This is a genomic window from Corynebacterium striatum (assembly GCF_016728105.1).
GTDB lineage: Bacteria > Actinomycetota > Actinomycetes > Mycobacteriales > Mycobacteriaceae > Corynebacterium > Corynebacterium striatum.
Genome location: NZ_CP068158.1, coordinates 1,073,103 through 1,090,297, shown reverse-complemented (window position 1 = coordinate 1,090,297; position 17,195 = coordinate 1,073,103). Strand labels below are relative to the sequence as shown.

Sequence of the window (17,195 nt, the reverse complement as noted above, 5' to 3'; positions counted from 1 at the left end):
GCAGCTAAAACTGGGTCAGGTACGCTACATTCCATGTCCCAGGTTGAAATTGATGATGTCCTCTCCCGCTCCCATGTTGTTGCCCTGCCTTTGGCGGTGAAGTTCCGCGGTATTACCACCCGCGAAGCCTTGCTCATCGAGGGCCCCGCCGGCTGGGGCGAGTTCTCGCCTTTCCTAGAGTACGAAGCTGCGGAGTCGGCACACTGGCTCGCCGCAGGCCTGGAGGCTGCCTACGAAGGTTTCCCCGAACCCGTGCGCGACCTCATCGAGGTCAACGGCACCATCCCCGCCGTACCCGCCGCGCAGGTTCCCGAGGTAATGGAGTGCTACCCGGGCTGCCGCACTTTCAAGATCAAAGTGGCAGAGCCAGGGCAGAGCCTTGCAGACGACGTCGCCCGTGTGCAGGCAGTGCGTGAGTACATCACCGCGCAGGGCCGCATTCCGGTGCTGCGCGTCGACGCCAACGGCGGCTGGAGCGTGGAACAAGCCATTGAGGCGGCCAAGGCCCTAATGCCCCTGGACTACATTGAGCAGCCGTGCGCCACCGCCGAAGAACTCGCGGAGGTTCGCCGCCAATTAATGCGCAACGGCCTCTTCGTGCGCGTCGCCGCCGACGAGTCCATCCGGAAGGTCGAGGATCCCTTCCGGGTCGCGGACCTGCAGGCTGCCGACGTCGCGGTGGTCAAACCTGCGCCTTTGGGCGGAGTGCGTAGGGTGCTGGATGTCGCGAAGCAACTGCGTGCGCGCCACATGGACATCACCGTAGCCTCGGCCCTGGATACATCCGTGGGTATCGGAATGGGGCTGGCGGCTGTCGCAGCGCTGCCGAAGATTCTCGACGACGAAGACATTGACGTCACTCCCGCCGCCGCGGGCCTGGCCACCGGCTCGCTCTTTATAGAGGACGTCACCGAGCCGCGCCCGCTTATCGATGGCCATTTGGAAGCCACTCCGGCGATCCCAGATCCCGCGCGCCTGGCTGACCTCGCAGCCGCGCCCGAGCGCCGCGACTGGTGGTTTGAGCGCGTCCGCGAGTGCTGGCAGCACCTTTAGATTTCGCGCTAGCGGAGGGGCACCTTCTCGCTAGCGGGGCACCCTATCGCTAGCAGCGCACAATTTGCCAAATAGGAGCTGGATTCTTCGAAGATTCCTGGTCATATTTGGCAAAATGCGCACTTTTCACCCCGCAGAGACGCCGTGGGTACGGTGGAACTCATGACTGGATTTATCAGTGTCCGCGATGCCCACCTCCACAACTTAAGGAATGTCGATGTCGACATCCCGCGCGGAAAGGTCGTGGCCGTTACGGGCGTTTCGGGCTCGGGCAAGTCCTCCCTCGCCTTCGGTACGATCCACGGCGAGGGCCAGCGCCGCTACCTCGAATCCGTGGCACCCTTTGCACGCCGCCTCATCGGTTCCGCCGTGGATCCGCAGGTCAGCCAGGTTGTGGGCCTGCCGCCCACTGTTGCCCTAGAGCAGTCCACTTCCGGCGGCGGCGCCCGTTCCACGGTGGGCACCATCTCCGCTATCTCAAATTCGGTGCGCCTTCTTTATTCGCGCGCCGGGGACAACCCAGAGGGCCTTTATTCGGATTCCTTTTCGCCGAACACGCCCGAGGGAATGTGCCCCAATTGCCAGGGCACCGGCATCGTGCACGTAGCCACGGAGCAGTCGATGGTCCCCGATCCCACCCTCAGCATCGAGGATGGCGCCATCGCCGCCTGGCCGGGAGCCTGGGCGGGCAAGAACTTCCACGACATCCTTTTGAATCTGGGCTATGACCTCGACTCGCCCTGGCAGGAGCTGCCGAGAGAGGATCGAGACTGGATTCTCTTTACCGAGGAGCGACCCGTGGTCACCGTCAAGCCGCTCCGCGGCGCCGACCAGATTCAGCGCAACTACGAGGGCACGTGGCGCTCCGTCGCGAGCTACCTGAATAAGACGCTTGCCGAAACCCAGTCCGATACCCTCCGCAAACGCACCCTCCAATTCATGGAGTCACACACCTGCGAGGTCTGCGACGGCCGCCGCCTCAACCCCCACGCGCTGAAGGTGACCTACGCCGGGCTGCCTATCGATGCCTTCAACGAGCTGCCCCTCGACGAACTCCTCGCACTGCTCGACAAACAGCAGCCCGAGGAAAACAGCGCCGAGCATCTGCTGCTCAAACAGATTCTTCCCGCATTGCGGTCCGCACTGGAGCTGGGCCTGGCGCACCTGAGCCTTGGCCGACCCACGGAGACCCTGTCAGCCGGCGAATTACAAAGAATCCGGCTCGCGGCGCAACTGCGCTCCGGCCTGTTTGGTGTCGCGTACGTGCTTGACGAGCCGTCGGCAGGCTTGCACCCCGAGGAACGCGCGGCCGTCATGGATATCTGCCGCAGGTTCGTCGCAGGCGGCAACTCCGTGCTGTTGGTGGAGCATGACATGGACTTGGTGGCCCAGGCAGACTGGCTTGTCGACGTCGGCCCCCTCGCCGGCGAGGGCGGCGGCAAGGTCATCTATTCGGGCCCAGTAGCCGACTATCTCGCCGATACTCCCACCGCCCGCGCGCTGGCTCAGCGGCAGCTCACGCCCCGCAGCACTCGACGCACCCCGAGCACCGAGCTCACCCTGCGCGGGGTGCAGGCCCGCAACCTGCGAGGTCTTGACGTGAGTTTCGGCCTCGGGACCTTCAGTGCCGTCACGGGCGTTTCGGGCTCGGGTAAGTCCACCTTGGTCTCCACCGTGTTGGCCGGCCTGCTTCGGGAATCTGTCACGGCCGTTACCGACGAAGCAACGGAGGAGGAGTCACTAGACAAGCCGTGGAGCGTGGCAGAAGTGGAGAACCTCGATAAGGTCACGCGCCTAGTGCAGATTACGCAGAAGCCCATCGGGCGTACTCCGCGCTCCACCTTGGCCACCTACACCGGCCTGTTCGACCACGTGCGCAAGCTTTTTGCCAACACGCAAAAAGCCAAACAACGGAAGTGGACGGTCTCGCGTTTTTCCTACAACGTCAAGCAGGGGCAATGCCCAACCTGCGGCGGCGCGGGCCAAATCGAGGTGGAGCTCGTCTTTCTCCCGGGTTCTTATACGCTGTGCCCCGATTGCCAGGGCAAGCGCTACAACCCGGAGACCCTCGAGGTGTCATGGGAAGACCGCACCATCGCTGAGGTCCTCGAGCTGACTGTGGACGAGGCTGCCGAGCTTTTCGCAGAGGTAGAAACCTCCTCCGCGGTCACGGCCATCCGCCGCGCACTGGATACGCTTCAAGCGGTGGGTCTTGGCTACCTGCGCCTCGGACAGGGCGCGCCGGAGCTTTCCGGAGGCGAGGCCCAGCGCATTAAGCTCGCGACGGAGCTGCAGCGCTCGCGCAACTCCCACCGCGGCCACACGGTTTACCTCCTCGACGAACCCACCACGGGCCTGCATCCGGCGGACGTGTCGTTGCTTAACGCAGAGTTGCACAAGCTTGTCGACGCCGGACAGACCGTCATCGTGGTCGAGCACGATCTCTCGGTCATCGCGCAGGCAGACACCGTCATCGAGTTAGGCCCCGGGGCAGGCGCCGCGGGCGGAGAAATTGTGGCGATGGACGCGCCGGGTGATGTGGCTAAGCAGGCTACGCCTACTGGTCGGGCCTTGGCGCGAAAGAGTTAACGAGACTTTTCGGGTATCTCCCTGCGAACTCACAGGGAAATAGGGTAGTTCTAGGGACATGGCAAATAACTTTGGCAACAATTCCGGCAACTACTCTGACGATGAGACTCGCCAGATTGGCCGCGTGACGGGCTACGGCTCAGGCTTTGACAACAACGACGCCACTCGCCAGTTCGGTGCGCCGGATGACCGCCCGCGCCAGGTGTTCCCGGGTGCCTCGCAGCCAGCTGCGAGCAGCTATGGCCAGCCCAGCGGCTATAACTCGGGCTACAACCCAGGCCCGGAGCACAACTATGACCCGGTTCCGTCGAGCTACGAGGTGGAGCCGGAGCGCTCCCACAAGAGTGGCGGCAGCGGCCTGACTGGGGTCTTTGCCGCGATTGCAGCAATCGCGGTCATCGCAACTGGCGCGCTGTTTTTCATGTGGCGCAACGCCACCTCGGATGCAGAATCGCAGCCTGAGGCCGTGACCACCACGGCCACTGTTACTGAGGAAAAGCCCACCACTGTGACTGAGACCGTCACCGAGGAAGCGCCGTCGAACCCAATCGAAGAGCTGCCGACCCAGCTGCCGCCGGATATCCAAGACCAGCTCGAACAGGGCGGCCAGGGTCTTGAAGGTCTTCTGGATGAGCTTTTGAATGGAGCCACCGGTAACAACGGCAACGGCAATAGCCGGGGTGCCTAAGGCCTAAACGCCACTAGTACTATGGGGCAGCATGACTGACTCCATGAAGCTGGCCGAGGCGGTGGCCGCTCAACTCGCGCGCCACCTTACTGACGTCATTATCTGTCCTGGTTCCCGCAACGCACCGCTCTCGCTGGCCTTGCTTGCACGCCAGGACATTCGCGTTCATACACGCCTCGACGAGCGCTCTGCCGCTTTTACCGCGCTGGGCATGGCCCGCGTGCAGCGCCGCCACGTGGGCGTGGTGATGACCTCCGGCACCGCCGTTGCCAATGCACTGCCCGCGATGGTCGAGGCCGCGCATTCTCACACGCCGTTGGCCGTAATTAGCGCGGACCGCCCTGCGCGCCTCGTGGGCACCGGCGCCTCCCAGACCATTCAGCAGCAGGGCATTTTCGGCGTCTACGCCGAGACCACCCAGGTCACCGAGGTCGAGGACATCCCGTCGGTGGCTGAGCGTTTCACCAAAGACCACCAGGTTCACATCAACGTGGCGTTTGACATGCCGCTTCTCGACGCCGAACTGCCCGCCACCCCCACCGACTTCACGCAACACAAAGCCCCGCTTCCGCGCCCGCTAAACCACGGCGAGGTAGCCGTGGACTTGAGCAAGAACACCCTCGTCATCGCCGGCGACGAAGCCTGGGAGGTCGAAGGCCTCGAGGACGTTCCCACCATCGCTGAGCCGACCGCGCCCGCACCGTATCACCCGGTGCACCCGGCAGCGGCGCACATCTTCCGCCGCGCCCAGGTCTCCGCCAACGACTACGTGGTCAACACCAAGGTCGAGCAGGTCATCGTGGTCGGACACCCCACGCTGCACCGCAGCGTGCTGGCCCTTATCAACGATCCAGACATCGACCTCATCGTGCTCTCCCGCACCGCCGACTTCACCAACCCACGCGGTGATGCCGCAACCCTGGGAACCACAGTCAAGGTTAGCGGTGAGCCTTCCCGCGAGTGGCTGAAGATCTGCCAGGGTGCAGCGCAGATGGCTTCCGACGCCGTCCGCGAGACCCTCGAAAATCCCGAGCTGGGCTTTACCGGACTGCACGTCGCGGCAGCGGTGGGAGACACGTTGTCTGTCGATGACACCCTGGTCTTGGGCGCTTCCAATCCGGTGCGCGACGCCTCCCTGGTAGGCTTGCCCTTCGACGGCGTGGACACCTACTCGCCCCGCGGCGCCGCCGGCATCGACGGCACGGTCGCACAGGCAATGGGCGTGGCGCTGGCCACCCAGTCCCGCGAGGCAGACGCTTGGCGTGCCCCGCGCGTCGTCGCCTTGCTTGGCGACGTCACCTTCCTCCACGACGCCACCTCCCTCCTCATCCCGCAGGGAGAGGCATGCCCGGAGAACCTCACCATCGTCGTGGCAAACGACGACGGCTGCGGCATCTTCGAGCTGCTCGAGCAGGGTGCGGAGCCCTATCGCGCCTCCTTCGAGAAGGCTTTTGGAACGCCGCATGGGGTGGGCGTCGCCAAGCTGGCGGAAGCCTTTGGCGCAGACTACCGCGAGGCTAATACCGCGCAGGAGCTGCTGGATACCCTGGCTGAGCTGAAGGAGACCTCCGCGGGCGTGACCGTGGTGGAGGCGCACACCACCCGTGAGACGCGCCGCCAGCTGCAGGCTGAGATCACCGCGAAGGTCGGCAAGTAGGTGGGCGCTACACCAGCAAGGCTGCCGATGACCCCCAAAGCGGCGGTGGTCCCGCGATATACGCCAGCCGTGTATCGCCGCCGGCTGCACCAGCTCATCATCGCTTTGTATGTGGCCTCGCTGGTGGGCATGCTTGGAATGATTGTGGGCGCGTTTCTCAACGACCGCTCCATTGAATCAAACCCAGGGCGCGCGCTGGCCACGGTTACTGACGTCGGAATCACGCGTACCTCCGTGGACTTCCAAGACAACAAGGGCATCTATCATTCGCCTCAATCGGGGCTGCTGTATCCCACCGGACTGGGCGAGGGCCAGCAGGTGTGGGTGCTGTACTCCCGCGCGAACCCCGACCTAGTGAAGGTGGAGGGGCGCGAGTGGACGCTTTCACTGATTCCCGCTCTGTCCTCGATGTTTGTGGCTAGCCTCATCGCCGCCGGTGCATGGTGGGCGGTGGGCGTGAGCACCCGTGCAGCTGAGCGCCGGATGCAAATAAACGAGAATGTTAACCAAGATTTTCCGCAGGCTTCACCAGAAACCACAGTGGAATAGGGGATGATGGAACGCATGCGTGTTGCGATCGTGGCTGAGTCTTTTCTTCCAAACGTCAATGGAGTGACAAATTCTGTCTTGCGAGTGTTGGAGCACTTAGCAGACACCGGCCATGAGGCTCTGGTCATTGCTCCAGGTGCCCGTGAAGGCCAGGAAGAAATCGCAGACTACCTTGGGTTTCCCATCGTCCGCGTGCCAACCGTGCGCATTCCTCTCATCGACTCGCTCCCGGTCGGCGTGCCCACCACGGCGGTGGATGAGGCCCTGCGCGAGTTCAAGCCGGACATCATCCACCTGGCCAGCCCCTTCGTGCTGGGTGCGGCAGGAGCTTTCTCGGCGCGGCAGCTGCGCATTCCTTCTGTGGCCCTCTACCAAACCGACGTTGCCGGTTTTGCCACCAAGTACCACGCCTCCGCGTTGGCCTATGCCACATGGGAGTGGCTGCGCACCATTCATAACGCGTGCCAGATGACCTTGGCTCCGTCTTCCCTGACCATCAAGGACTTGGAAGATCACCACATCAAGAACGTGCGCCACTGGGGTCGTGGCGTGGACTCCGAGCGCTTCCACCCGGCGAAGCGCTCCGCAGCGCTGCGCCAGAAGTGGGGAGTGGGGGACAAGTTGGTCGTAGGCTTCGTTGGCCGCCTGGCTGCGGAGAAGGGCGTGCACCGCTTGGCTTCGCTCAACGACAGAAAAGATATCCAGCTGGTCATCGTCGGCGATGGTCCCGAGCGCCCGCTACTCGAGGTGCAGCTGCCCAGCGCAGTTTTCACCGGTGCGCTGGGTGGCGAGGAACTCGCCGCGGCCTATGCTTCCCTCGACGTCTTTGTGCACGCGGGTGAGTTCGAGACTTTCTGCCAGGCCATTCAGGAGGCGCAGGCTTCCGGCGTTCCGACCATCGGCCCGCGCGCGGGCGGCCCAGTCGATCTCATTGAAGAGGGCTACAACGGGCTGCTTCTCGACGTCGCGACCTTTGTCGAGGATCTGCCCAACGCCGTCGATGCGCTGCTGAATCCAGAAATTCACGCGGAGCTGCGCGAAAACGCTCGGCAGTCCATTTCGAATAAAACGTGGAAGGCACTGTGCGAGCAGCTTGTTGGCTACTACGAGGAAGTCTTGGAAGACACCCGCCGCGTGCCGCTAACCATCCTGGGCCAGCGCCCCGAGCTGCCGCGGTGGGCGGCGCGTGCCCTCGGTGCGCGAGTAGCCTAAACTAGCTATTTATGTCAAAGGCAGATCTCGATAAGAAGCCGTTCGACGTTGCGCAGATGTTCGACGCCGTCGGTGCCAAGTACGACATCACCAACACGGTGTTGTCCTTCGGCCAGGATAGGATTTGGCGCAAACGCACTCGTGAGCGCTTGGACCTTAAGCCAGGGGAGAAGGTCCTCGATCTAGCGGCAGGCACTGCGGTGTCCACCGAAGAGCTGTCCAAGTCCGGCGCATGGTGCGTGGCCTGCGACTTCTCTCGTGGAATGCTGGCGGCTGGCGCTGCGCGTGACGTGCCCAAGGTGGCGGGCGACGGCATGAAACTGCCTTTCGCGGACAATACCTTTGACGCGGTGACCATCTCCTATGGTCTGCGCAATATTCACGACTTTGAGCTCGGCCTGCGTGAGATGGCCCGCGTGACCAAGCCGGGCGGCCGCCTGGCAGTGGCGGAATTCTCCAAGCCGATCATCCCGGTCTTTGGCACCGTCTACAAGGAATACCTGACCCGCTTGCTGCCGCCGATTGCCAAGCTGGTTTCCTCCAACCCAGAGGCGTACGTCTACCTCGCTGAGTCGATCCGCGCCTGGCCGGACCAGGAAGAGTTGGCCGCCGCCATCAACCGCAATGGGTGGGAAGGCGCCGGCTGGAAGAATATGACCCTCGGAATCGTGGCCCTGCACTCGGCCACGAAGCCGCTGCACTAGGCCCCAGCAACGCTGGCTCCGGCCCCGCCGAGCTCTCTGCCGAGCACTCACTGAGCCCTCTGCTGAGCTTTCGCCAGGCTCCCCCGCAAAAGGTCCCTTTGGGGTGGTCCCTTTGGCGGTTTTAGGCGCTAAAAATGCCGCCAAATGGTTTCTTTACCCCCTAAACGGACCCGATCAAAGGGACCATTTGGAAAGGAGCGCGGGCCTAGAGCGAGTTCCACAGCGGCGTATCGCGGCGCGCTGCCGAAACCCCACGCCCAGCGAGCTTCCACGCCCGGGCGATGACGTCGCGGTCCTCGTCCGTGACTAGGTTTCCCATGAGTCGCGCCGCGGCAGGCATGAGCATTCGGCCCACCGGACCGCGCAGCGCCACCGGCCCCGCGAAGGGCAGGAACTGCGGATAGGTCAAAAGCCGCGCCGCGGTGCGCGCCAGGACGAAGGCCTCGCCGTAGTGGGCTCGCAAAAGATCCGGCCACGCCAGCGTGAAGTCCTTGGTGCCCAGCAGGGAGACGGCTAGCTGGGCTGTCTCCAAGCCATAATCGATGCCCTCGCCGTTGAGGGGATTGACGCAGGCGGCGGCGTCGCCAATGAGCATCCAGTTGGCGCCGGCCACGTTGGACACCGCGCCACCCATCGGAAGCAGGGCAGAGGCCACCTTCTCGATGTCGCCCAAGCCCCAGTCGGCGCGCTGGCTCTCGGCGTAGTGGGTAAGAAGCTTCTTCGTATTGATGCGGGCCGGGCGCTGTGCGGTAGACAAAGCTCCTAAACCAATGTTGACCTGACCCAATTCCTCGCCAAGCGGGAATATCCAGCCATAGCCTGGCTGCACACTTCCGTCCTGATCCTTGAGCTCTACGTGGGAGTGCATCCACGGCTCGCCCGCAGAGGTGGACGTGGCATAGCTGCGCGCCGCGATTCCGTAGACCTCATCCTGATGCCACTTGCGGCCCAACAACTTGCCAAACGTCGAGCGTACGCCGTCTGCCACGATGACCCACTTTGCGCGCACGGTCTGCTCGCCCACGCGGAAACTCGTCACGCGATTTCCTGCGAGCTCAGGGGCAGTCGCGGGGGTGCCCGTCCATACCGTGGCCCCAGCCGTGCGAGCGGCTTCGAAAAGCAGGTTGTCGAACTCGTGGCGCGGCAGTGCCGTTCCCACAGTCGTGGGGTAGCTGGACGGCCACGGGGCAGTGACGGACCCGCCATAGCCATGGAGCTTCAAACCCTTATTGCGATAAGACGAATTGACGTCCAAGCCCAATAGATCCAGCTGATGCATAGCGCGCGGGGTCAGGCCGTCGCCGCAGGTTTTGTCGCGGGGGAAGGGGGAAGCGTCGATAAGCAAGGCGTCGTAGCCTGCGTTAGTCGCGTGGATAGCGGCCGCGGAACCTGCTGGCCCTGCGCCGATGATGGCCACGTCTACGAGTTTTGCGTTATCGATATGCTCCGACATACGCACTATCATTGCACGGGTTATCCACCTTAAGTGTGTTTAGGGCCGTGGTATGGACTACGGTAAGTAATCGATTATCACTCGCATTTTTGAGTTAAAGGAACGCTGTTAATGTCTCACGGCCAAACTCATGCCACGCATGTGGACTTGGGTGACCCGCAGCTAAGCGAGCGCATTAGTGCTGGAATAGCTGCCGTCGAGGAACTGCTGCACCACGAGATCGATCGTGGGCAGGACTTCGTCAAAGAGAAGGTCAGCCACCTTTCGAGCGCCGGCGGAAAGCGCTTCCGCCCCATGATGGCGCTGCTTGCCTCGGAATTTGGCGCGCGTCCGGGCTCCCCCGAGGTGGTTAAGGCCGCCACGGTGGTGGAGATGGTGCACGTTGCAACCCTCTATCACGACGACGTCATGGATGAAGCCGAGCGTCGCCGCGGCGTGGAATCCGCAAACTTCCGCTGGACTAACTCGGTGGCCATCTTGGCTGGCGACGTCCTGCTCGCCCACGCCTCGCGCTTGATGTCCCAGCTGGACACACATACCGTCGAGCATTTCTCTGAAACCTTCGAGGAACTCGTGACCGGTCAGATGCGTGAGACCATCGGTGCGGGTGAGGCCAACGCCGTGGAACACTACATGGCGGTTATCCGTGAGAAGACTGCGGTTCTCATTGCTTCCGCGGGTTACCTGGGGGCCTATCATGCGGGTGCTACGCCGGAGCAGGCCGCGGCTCTGCGCCAGATTGGCGGCGCCATCGGCATGATCTTCCAGATCGTCGACGATATCATCGACATCTTCTCTGATTCCAAGGAATCGGGAAAGACTCCGGGGACTGACCTGCGCGAGGGCGTCTTTACCCTCCCGGTTCTCTACGCGCTGGAGGAAGAGGGCACCGTGGGTGACGAGCTGCGCGGCCTGCTTACGGGTCCGCTTGGCGACGACGCTTCCGTCGAGCGTGCCATCGAACTGCTGCGTCAGTCTGGTGGCCGTGAGAAGGCTATGAACGACGTCCACGGTTACCTGCGAGTGGTCGAGGAACAGCTCTCCGTCTTGCCGGAATGCGCAGCTAGCGAAGCTTTGCGTCAGCTGGCTGACTACACCGTGCGCCGCGTCGGCTAGCTGCCTTCGCATTAACGCTACGAAAGCCCCCGTGTCCTGCCGATTTGCACGACAACGGGGGCTTCGTAGTAAAGTACCTAATCGCACCTCAAGTGCACGCCAGGTTGCCCGAGCGGCCAAAGGGAGCGGACTGTAAATCCGCCGGCATTGCCTTCAGAAGTTCGAATCTTCTACCTGGCACAGATAAACCCCGTGGTTTCGACCACGGGGTTTCGTGGTTTTGCTAGCGCTGGGCAGATTCCAGGGAGCAGAATCCAGGGACCGCGCCTTCTTCCGTCGCGGCGTCGTCAAGCGTAGTGCTCGTTCAAGGCCTATGGAAAGCGCGAAAAGTGTGCAATCTAAAGCTTTAAAAAGCCCCATTTTTGTGGATTAAGCTGGCGATTTGTGTAACTAGAGTAAATCGGGTTAATCTTTTCAAGGCTTCAACGAGAGCGCAGCGAAGAAAACTTCGTTACTCAAAGAGGCTGTGCCCCCTTAGCTCAGTCGGCAGAGCGTTTCCATGGTAAGGAAAAGGTCGACAGTTCGATTCTGTCAGGGGGCTCCAATCATTTCTGCACCTTGGTGCACATGATTATGGCGGTGTAGCTCAGTGGTAGAGCAAGCGACTCATAATCGCTGTGTCGCGAGTTCAATTCTCGCCATCGCTACCGGGAAAGAAAGGCGCCCGTGATTGCGCGGGTGCTTTTTTACTACCGACTCCGGCCCAAGGGCTGGCGGTTTCTTAAGTAAATCGCCGTTCTGGTAGGGTTGTGCATGCTGTCTTTGGTAGACAAATGCATAGGGGCGTGGCGCAATTGGTAGCGCAACGGTCTCCAAAACCGTAGGTTGCAGGTTCGAGTCCTGTCGCCCCTGCCAAAACTTTTCCAAGGAGGAACCAGCTGTGAGCGATGAACAGCAGCCGATTAAGTCTGGCGCTGCACGCCCCACCGGTAAGCGTCAGCTCTCCGGTGTAGCTACCACCTCTTCCCAGTCGTATGCCGATAAGCGAGTTGTACGCGTAGAGGGCAAAAAAGATGACGCCACCGTTGGCGGCGGCGTGGCCGCTTTCCCGGGTGAAGTCGCATCCGAAATGAAGAAGGTTGTCTGGCCAACCACAAAGGAAATGGTGCAGTACACCCTCATTACCTTCGCCTTCCTCATCGTTCTGACTGCCCTTGTGTGGGGCGTCGACACGCTGACAGGCCTCGGAGTTGAGAAGATCCTCACTCCTTAGTAACCTGCCTAGCAGAAGCTTTTATCCCGCTGATTTCACTCGCAAAGGCGAGGGAAACGGCGGGATACTTTTTGCCCTTGTGTGCTTGCGGGGTGCTGGCGGTCGCGCCGGCATTCCACAGGTAGGCTGGGGCGCAGAAAATTGAGAGCGCCTGCTTGCTTCAAGCTCGCGCGCGACAAGATGGAGTAGAGACCATGAGCGACGAGAACAACGTCGAAACCCCAGAGACCTCCCTCGAAGCTGCTCTTATCGGCAGCGTCCAGGAGCAGGCAGCAGAAGCAGTGGCTGAGTCTGAGACCGCTACCGAAGAGGCATACACAGAGGCTGAGGATCAGTCCGCTCCGGCGGAGGAAGCTGCATCTGCTGAGGCCACCGAGGCCGCTCCTGCCGAGGACGATGACTACCGCCGTCGCCTACGCCAGTTCACCCGCGAGCTGAAGAAGCAGCCGGGCCAGTGGTACATCATCCAGTGCTACTCCGGCTACGAGAACAAGGTGAAGACCAACCTCGACATGCGTGCGCAGACGCTCGAGGTTGAGGACTCCATCTTCGAGGTTGTTGTTCCGGTCGAGCAGATCCTGGAAAACAAGGACGGCAAGAAGAAGATCGTCAAGCGCAAGCTGCTGCCGGGCTACGTCCTGGTCCGCATGGAGCTTAACGACGCCGCCTGGTCCGTCGTCCGCGAAACCCCCGGCGTTACCTCCTTCGTGGGCAACGAGGGCAATGCCACCCCGGTCAAGATCCGCGACGTCGCAAAGTTCCTCATGCCTAACGAGGCTGCACCGGAGGCAAAGTCTTCCGCGGGCGACCAAGACGGCGAGCAGGTCGTCGCAATGCCGGAGAAGGCTGCTGCGAAGGCTTACGCGCACGACTTCGAGGTCGGCGAGGCAGTCACCATCCTGTCTGGCCCGCTCGCATCCGTTTCCGCAACCATCTCCGAGATCGACCCAGAGACTGGCAAGATGCAGGGCCTGGTTTCCATCTTCGGCCGTGAGACTCCGGTAGAGCTTTCCCCGACCGAGATCGAGCGCATCTCCTAAAACCAGTTGCCGCGTAGCCTGGGAAAATGGCATGCTACGCGATTTGGTAGCAGGGCGCACGGTGTTCTAAGATAAAACGCCGTGCGCCTTTTGCGTGACGGACAATTAAACGTTTCTCCCCGGTGGCCCACTGCAGGTGAGCATCCGGACGGGCGCTGTTATTCATCGTGGCAGCGCACCGGTAACACAGGAAAGAGGTAATTCGATGGCTCCGAAGAAGAAGGTTTCTGGCTTCATCAAGCTGCAGATCGAGGCTGGTGCTGCTAACCCGGCTCCGCCGGTTGGTCCGGCACTGGGTGCCCACGGCGTCAACATCATGGAGTTCTGCAAGGCTTACAACGCTGCGACTGAGTCCCAGCGCGGCAACGTTGTGCCTGTTGAGATCACCGTTTACGAGGATCGCTCCTTCGATTTCAAGCTGAAGACCCCGCCTGCTGCAAAGCTGCTGCTTAAGGCTGCTGGCATCAAGAAGGGCTCCGGCGTTCCTCACACCGACAAGGTCGGCTCTGTGACCTGGGAACAGTGCAAGGAGATTGCACAGACCAAGTTCGAGGATCTGAACGCACGCGACATCGACAACGGTGCACGCATCATCGCCGGTACTGCTCGCTCCATGGGCATCACCGTTGATGGCATCCCGGCCAAGTAAACAACTTCATCAAAAAGTGAGCGGCCATCTCGTGTGGTCGCTCGTGGTAGGGCCAGCTACGGCCCGCCAACACCACATCAATCCAAGAAAAGGAATTGCTTAAATGAGCACCAAGTCTAAGGCTTACAAGGCAGCAGCAGAGCTCGTCGACAAGTCCCGTCTGTACACTCCGCTCGAGGCCTCCAAACTGGCCAAGGAGACCTCCTCCAAGAACTTCGACGCTACCGTCGACGTCGTCTTCCGCCTGGGCGTTGACCCACGTAAGGCTGACCAGCTGGTTCGCGGCACCGTTTCCCTGCCTAACGGCACCGGTAAGGACGTTCGCGTCGCAGTTTTCGCTGAGGGCGAAAAGGCTGAGGCCGCTAAGGCTGCAGGCGCTGACATCGTCGGCACTGACGAGCTGATCGCTGCTATCAACGAGGGCAATATCGACTTTGACGTTGCTATCGCTACCCCGGACCAGATGGCTAAGGTTGGCCGCGTTGCTCGCGTCCTCGGCCCGCGTGGTCTGATGCCGAACCCGAAGACCGGCACCGTCACCGCTGACGTTGCAAAGGCTATTTCCGACGTCAAGGGCGGCAAGATCTCCTTCCGCGTTGACAAGGCTTCCAACCTGCACGCAATCCTGGGTAAGGCTTCCTTCGACGCAGAGAAGATCGCTGAGAACTACGGCGCTCTGTACGACGAGATCCTGCGTCTGAAGCCGTCCTCCTCCAAGGGTGTTTACGTCAAGAAGGTAACCATCTCCACCACCTCTGGTCCTGGTATCCCGGTTGACGCTTCTGTTCAGAAGAACTACGCAGAGTAATTCTTGCGTGAATAGCACTCGCCACTGTGCGAGACGCTGACTGCCGAAGGCTCCGACTCTTGGTCGGAGCCTTCTTTATTTTCCCTTATGAGTCCCAGATGCCAGGAAACTCGCAGGAACACTCAGGCGACTTACAGGTTTATTTTATTGTCTAGCAAGTTCCATGCCCCATACTTATGTAGTGCGTTTGAGAGAGGCGCATGAGAGATAGAGAGAACACCCTGAGCTTTGCAGGGCGCGACGGCCTGAGAAACCGTTGCGATAGCCAAAGCGCATAGAGAGACACCGTGGGCCCCGACCAGAAGGTCGGGGCCCACGGTGTTTTCGTGGTTTTGTAAGCCGGTCTGGTGACGAGGTGCGCCAATTAGCCCACTGCCCAGACTAGTCCCGCCCGTTCCAGCGCCCGCCAGGACCAACCAGGACCTAGCATGTCCGTTCGAGGCTTCGCCGGAGCGGGAACCCAAGAATGTATGGTCCTCGTTTTAGACTCGTGAACATGATTACTGGCTCTGTAAAATCTCAAGTAGACACCATCTGGAATGCCTTTTGGCCGGGTGGCGTTTCGAATCCGATTACCGTCATTGAACAGTTCACCTACCTGCTGTTTATGCGCCAACTCGATGACCGTCAGCGCACCGCTGAGAAGGCCGCGAACCTGCTGGGTGGGGAACCCGATCCAAGTCAGATGTTCTATGATGCGGAACATCGCCACCTTCGCTTCAGCGAGATGGCTGCCATTGACTCGCCAGAGGAACGGGCCTGACCCCCGGAAAGTGGACACGTCGGGGGTTAGCTATGCTGCTTTGGTCAGTGTAGCTGATGTGAGTGCTTCGAAGGTATCGGGGGCTACAAGATTGCACCAGGAGTGTCGCCTGCGTGTGTTGTAGCGCATGCACCACCGGAAGACTTCCTGCCGGCAGGCGATCGGATTGTCAAAGACTTTCCTATCACGCAAGACTTCCCGCTTTAAGGTGGCGTTAAATGATTCTGCTAGGGCGTTATCCGCGCTCGTTCCTACCGCGCCCATGGATTGGCGCACACCCAACGACGAGCAATAGCTTCTAAAGGTTTGTGAGGTGTACACACTGCCGTGATCGGAATGGAATACAGCCCCGTCAAGACTGCCACGCACACCGTGCGCGTGGGCTAGTGCATCGACGACCAGTGAGACGCGCATGTGGTCTGCGAGCGCATAACCTGCAAGTTTCCGTGAATACGTGTCAATGACTGTGGCCAAATACATGTTCTTGCCACCCTTACAGGGCAGGTAGGTGATGTCGCCAACATAGACGCGGTTCGGCTCGTTGGCTGTGAATTTACGGCCTACTAAGTCCGGCATGACGCGGTGTCCAGGCTTGCGCCTGGTAGTGACACATCGGCGGCGCTTGGTAAAGCCTTTAAGTCCCATGGCTTTCATGATGCGTGCGACCTTCTTGTGATTTATCGGGCCGAAATCCGTATCACTGTTGAGGCTTGCAGCGATGCGTTTAGCACCATAAAGCCCGTGCTCATCATCAAAGATGCTCTTGATTCTTGCACCAATAAGGGCATCGGAACACGTCTTTAACCTGCGTTTTTCGCGGGTGTTGAGCCATTTATAGAACGAGGAGCGATTGAGCTTTAACACGTGGCACATCCGCTTGACCGAGTACTCGGTTCGGTGGTCATAGACAAACTGGAAGTGGATCACCAGCGTGTCTCTTTAAGCAAAATATTTCGCGGCCTTGCGCAGGATATCGCGTTCTTCGCGCAGCTTCGGGACTTCTTTTTCGAGCTGGCGGATTCGCTCGGAATCAGTCGTCTCCTTGGCGTTGTCGCGCATGGCCTTCGTGCGGGCACGTTTGCCGGTGCCGTACTTCTTGACCCAAGCATGCAGCGAGGCACGGTTGATACCGAGCTCTGTTGATGCTGCGTTCAGCGAGAGGTCCTCATTGTTTTCATAGAGGGCCACAGCATCACGTTTGAACTGTTCGGAGTACCTGGACATGGTGGTAGATTACCTTTCTTCCCAACCCAACCGGGCTGGATATCAGGTGTCCACCAAAAAAGGGGGTCAGGTCCGGGAAAAGTGGGCCGGCTAGCTGAGCCAGCGGCAACGAACCAAGCTTGTGCAGCTATCTGCGTCGAAGATGCGGTGGATGCCGATTTTCTGTTCTACGTATTGCGCAATTCGTATGAGCAATTACGTTCTTTGGGGAGAGGCGGAAACCAAGACAACTTGAATCTTTCGTTGGTTCGCGATTTTCGTATACCCTGGCCAGCTGTTGAGATTCGTCAACGATTTGTTGCGCAGATGAATGAAGCGACTCGCATCCTAACTCTTCTTGAAAAAAGGAATGATGCGCTAGCTCTCTTAGGCAAGGGTCTTGAGCAAAGGTATTTTAGTGCTTCCTAGTGGATCGGTGAAGTGGTGAGTGGTGATGTGTCCTTAAGACAGAATTTTTTGGCGGATCCGCTGTGTGCT

Annotated in this window: 15 protein-coding genes, 4 tRNA genes and 1 pseudogene; 18 read left to right on the top strand and 2 right to left on the bottom strand. The window is 60.6% G+C overall.

Going from position 1 to position 17,195, the window contains the following annotated elements; genetic code table 11:
- Positions 1–33 precede the first annotated feature (33 nt).
- From I6I72_RS05120 to I6I72_RS05090, 7 genes are all read left to right on the top strand, one after another.
- Positions 34–1,053 (top strand): o-succinylbenzoate synthase, encoded by a 1,020-nt coding sequence (locus tag I6I72_RS05120; protein WP_005527657.1) that lies wholly within the window; start codon positions 34–36, stop codon positions 1,051–1,053.
- Positions 1,054–1,215: 162 nt separating this feature from the next.
- On the top strand, positions 1,216–3,642 hold the full coding sequence (locus I6I72_RS05115) for an excinuclease ABC subunit UvrA (protein WP_201807619.1): 2,427 nt from the start codon (positions 1,216–1,218) through the stop codon (positions 3,640–3,642).
- A gap of 58 nt (positions 3,643–3,700) precedes the next feature.
- The gene (locus tag I6I72_RS05110) at positions 3,701–4,330 is read left to right on the top strand and encodes a hypothetical protein (RefSeq protein ID WP_049151528.1); all 630 of its coding nucleotides are present in this window, start codon (positions 3,701–3,703) and stop codon (positions 4,328–4,330) included.
- A gap of 31 nt (positions 4,331–4,361) precedes the next feature.
- Positions 4,362–5,987 carry a 2-succinyl-5-enolpyruvyl-6-hydroxy-3-cyclohexene-1-carboxylic-acid synthase gene (menD, locus tag I6I72_RS05105; protein ID WP_049062506.1) on the top strand — a complete coding sequence of 542 codons (1,626 nt, stop codon included), beginning with the start codon at positions 4,362–4,364 and terminating at the stop codon, positions 5,985–5,987.
- Positions 5,988–6,014: 27 nt separating this feature from the next.
- Positions 6,015–6,536, top strand: a complete 522-nt coding sequence (locus I6I72_RS05100; protein ID WP_049062505.1) for a DUF3592 domain-containing protein — start codon at positions 6,015–6,017, stop codon at positions 6,534–6,536.
- Between the two features lie 15 nt (positions 6,537–6,551).
- Positions 6,552–7,748, top strand: a complete 1,197-nt coding sequence (locus tag I6I72_RS05095) for a glycosyltransferase family 4 protein (RefSeq protein WP_049062517.1) — start codon at positions 6,552–6,554, stop codon at positions 7,746–7,748.
- Positions 7,749–7,759: 11 nt separating this feature from the next.
- The gene (locus I6I72_RS05090; protein ID WP_005527665.1) at positions 7,760–8,452 is read left to right on the top strand and encodes a demethylmenaquinone methyltransferase; all 693 of its coding nucleotides are present in this window, start codon (positions 7,760–7,762) and stop codon (positions 8,450–8,452) included.
- Between the two features lie 205 nt (positions 8,453–8,657).
- Here I6I72_RS05090 and I6I72_RS05085 read toward each other — a convergent pair whose 3' ends face one another.
- Complete coding sequence (locus I6I72_RS05085) at positions 8,658–9,917, bottom strand: geranylgeranyl reductase family protein (protein ID WP_049146016.1); 1,260 nt, start codon at positions 9,915–9,917, stop codon at positions 8,658–8,660.
- 99 nt (positions 9,918–10,016) lie between these two features.
- On the opposite strand from I6I72_RS05085, the gene I6I72_RS05080 reads away from it, so the two are divergent.
- From I6I72_RS05080 to I6I72_RS05035, 10 genes are all read left to right on the top strand, one after another.
- A complete protein-coding gene (locus I6I72_RS05080) occupies positions 10,017–11,021 on the top strand; it encodes a polyprenyl synthetase family protein (protein WP_005527667.1) in 1,005 nt (334 codons plus the stop codon).
- Between the two features lie 98 nt (positions 11,022–11,119).
- Positions 11,120–11,201: transfer RNA gene (locus I6I72_RS05075), tRNA-Tyr, on the top strand.
- Between the two features lie 288 nt (positions 11,202–11,489).
- Positions 11,490–11,565, top strand: a tRNA-Thr gene (locus tag I6I72_RS05070).
- 31 nt (positions 11,566–11,596) lie between these two features.
- A tRNA-Met gene (locus tag I6I72_RS05065) sits at positions 11,597–11,668 on the top strand.
- A gap of 132 nt (positions 11,669–11,800) precedes the next feature.
- Positions 11,801–11,876: transfer RNA gene (locus tag I6I72_RS05060), tRNA-Trp, on the top strand.
- 25 nt (positions 11,877–11,901) lie between these two features.
- On the top strand, positions 11,902–12,234 hold the full coding sequence (secE, locus tag I6I72_RS05055; RefSeq protein ID WP_005527668.1) for a preprotein translocase subunit SecE: 333 nt from the start codon (positions 11,902–11,904) through the stop codon (positions 12,232–12,234).
- A 194-nt stretch (positions 12,235–12,428) separates the two neighbouring features.
- Complete coding sequence (gene nusG / locus I6I72_RS05050; RefSeq protein ID WP_005527669.1) at positions 12,429–13,274, top strand: transcription termination/antitermination protein NusG; 846 nt, start codon at positions 12,429–12,431, stop codon at positions 13,272–13,274.
- Between the two features lie 205 nt (positions 13,275–13,479).
- A complete protein-coding gene (gene rplK, locus I6I72_RS05045) occupies positions 13,480–13,923 on the top strand; it encodes a 50S ribosomal protein L11 (RefSeq protein ID WP_005527670.1) in 444 nt (147 codons plus the stop codon).
- 103 nt (positions 13,924–14,026) lie between these two features.
- On the top strand, positions 14,027–14,731 hold the full coding sequence (gene rplA, locus I6I72_RS05040; protein ID WP_005527671.1) for a 50S ribosomal protein L1: 705 nt from the start codon (positions 14,027–14,029) through the stop codon (positions 14,729–14,731).
- A 496-nt stretch (positions 14,732–15,227) separates the two neighbouring features.
- Positions 15,228–15,494: a type I restriction-modification system subunit M N-terminal domain-containing protein gene (locus tag I6I72_RS05035; protein ID WP_046646470.1), complete on the top strand. Its 267-nt coding sequence runs from the start codon at positions 15,228–15,230 to the stop codon at positions 15,492–15,494.
- Positions 15,495–15,524: 30 nt separating this feature from the next.
- Here I6I72_RS05035 and I6I72_RS05030 read toward each other — a convergent pair.
- Positions 15,525–16,718: pseudogene (locus I6I72_RS05030) on the bottom strand (IS3 family transposase).
- An 81-nt stretch (positions 16,719–16,799) separates the two neighbouring features.
- On the opposite strand from I6I72_RS05030, the gene I6I72_RS13990 reads away from it, so the two are divergent.
- A complete protein-coding gene (locus tag I6I72_RS13990) occupies positions 16,800–17,126 on the top strand; it encodes a restriction endonuclease subunit S (RefSeq protein ID WP_168163010.1) in 327 nt (108 codons plus the stop codon).
- Positions 17,127–17,195 lie beyond the last annotated feature (69 nt).

Excerpts from the sequence above, each read along its gene's own strand:
- I6I72_RS05035 (WP_046646470.1), top strand. The coding sequence starts at position 15,228 with ATGATTACTGGCTCTGTAAAATCTCAAGTAGACACCATCTGGAATGCC.
- I6I72_RS05080 (WP_005527667.1), top strand. The coding sequence starts at position 10,017 with ATGTCTCACGGCCAAACTCATGCCACGCATGTGGACTTGGGTGACCCG.
- rplK (WP_005527670.1), top strand. The coding sequence starts at position 13,480 with ATGGCTCCGAAGAAGAAGGTTTCTGGCTTCATCAAGCTGCAGATCGAG.
- nusG (WP_005527669.1), top strand. The coding sequence starts at position 12,429 with ATGAGCGACGAGAACAACGTCGAAACCCCAGAGACCTCCCTCGAAGCT.
- I6I72_RS05085 (WP_049146016.1), bottom strand. The coding sequence starts at position 9,917 with ATGATAGTGCGTATGTCGGAGCATATCGATAACGCAAAACTCGTAGAC.
- rplA (WP_005527671.1), top strand. The coding sequence starts at position 14,027 with ATGAGCACCAAGTCTAAGGCTTACAAGGCAGCAGCAGAGCTCGTCGAC.
- I6I72_RS05095 (WP_049062517.1), top strand. The coding sequence starts at position 6,552 with ATGCGTGTTGCGATCGTGGCTGAGTCTTTTCTTCCAAACGTCAATGGA.
- I6I72_RS05110 (WP_049151528.1), top strand. The coding sequence starts at position 3,701 with ATGGCAAATAACTTTGGCAACAATTCCGGCAACTACTCTGACGATGAG.
- menD (WP_049062506.1), top strand. The coding sequence starts at position 4,362 with ATGACTGACTCCATGAAGCTGGCCGAGGCGGTGGCCGCTCAACTCGCG.
- I6I72_RS05115 (WP_201807619.1), top strand. The coding sequence starts at position 1,216 with ATGACTGGATTTATCAGTGTCCGCGATGCCCACCTCCACAACTTAAGG.
- I6I72_RS05100 (WP_049062505.1), top strand. The coding sequence starts at position 6,015 with ATGACCCCCAAAGCGGCGGTGGTCCCGCGATATACGCCAGCCGTGTAT.
- I6I72_RS05120 (WP_005527657.1), top strand. The coding sequence starts at position 34 with ATGTCCCAGGTTGAAATTGATGATGTCCTCTCCCGCTCCCATGTTGTT.
- I6I72_RS05090 (WP_005527665.1), top strand. The coding sequence starts at position 7,760 with ATGTCAAAGGCAGATCTCGATAAGAAGCCGTTCGACGTTGCGCAGATG.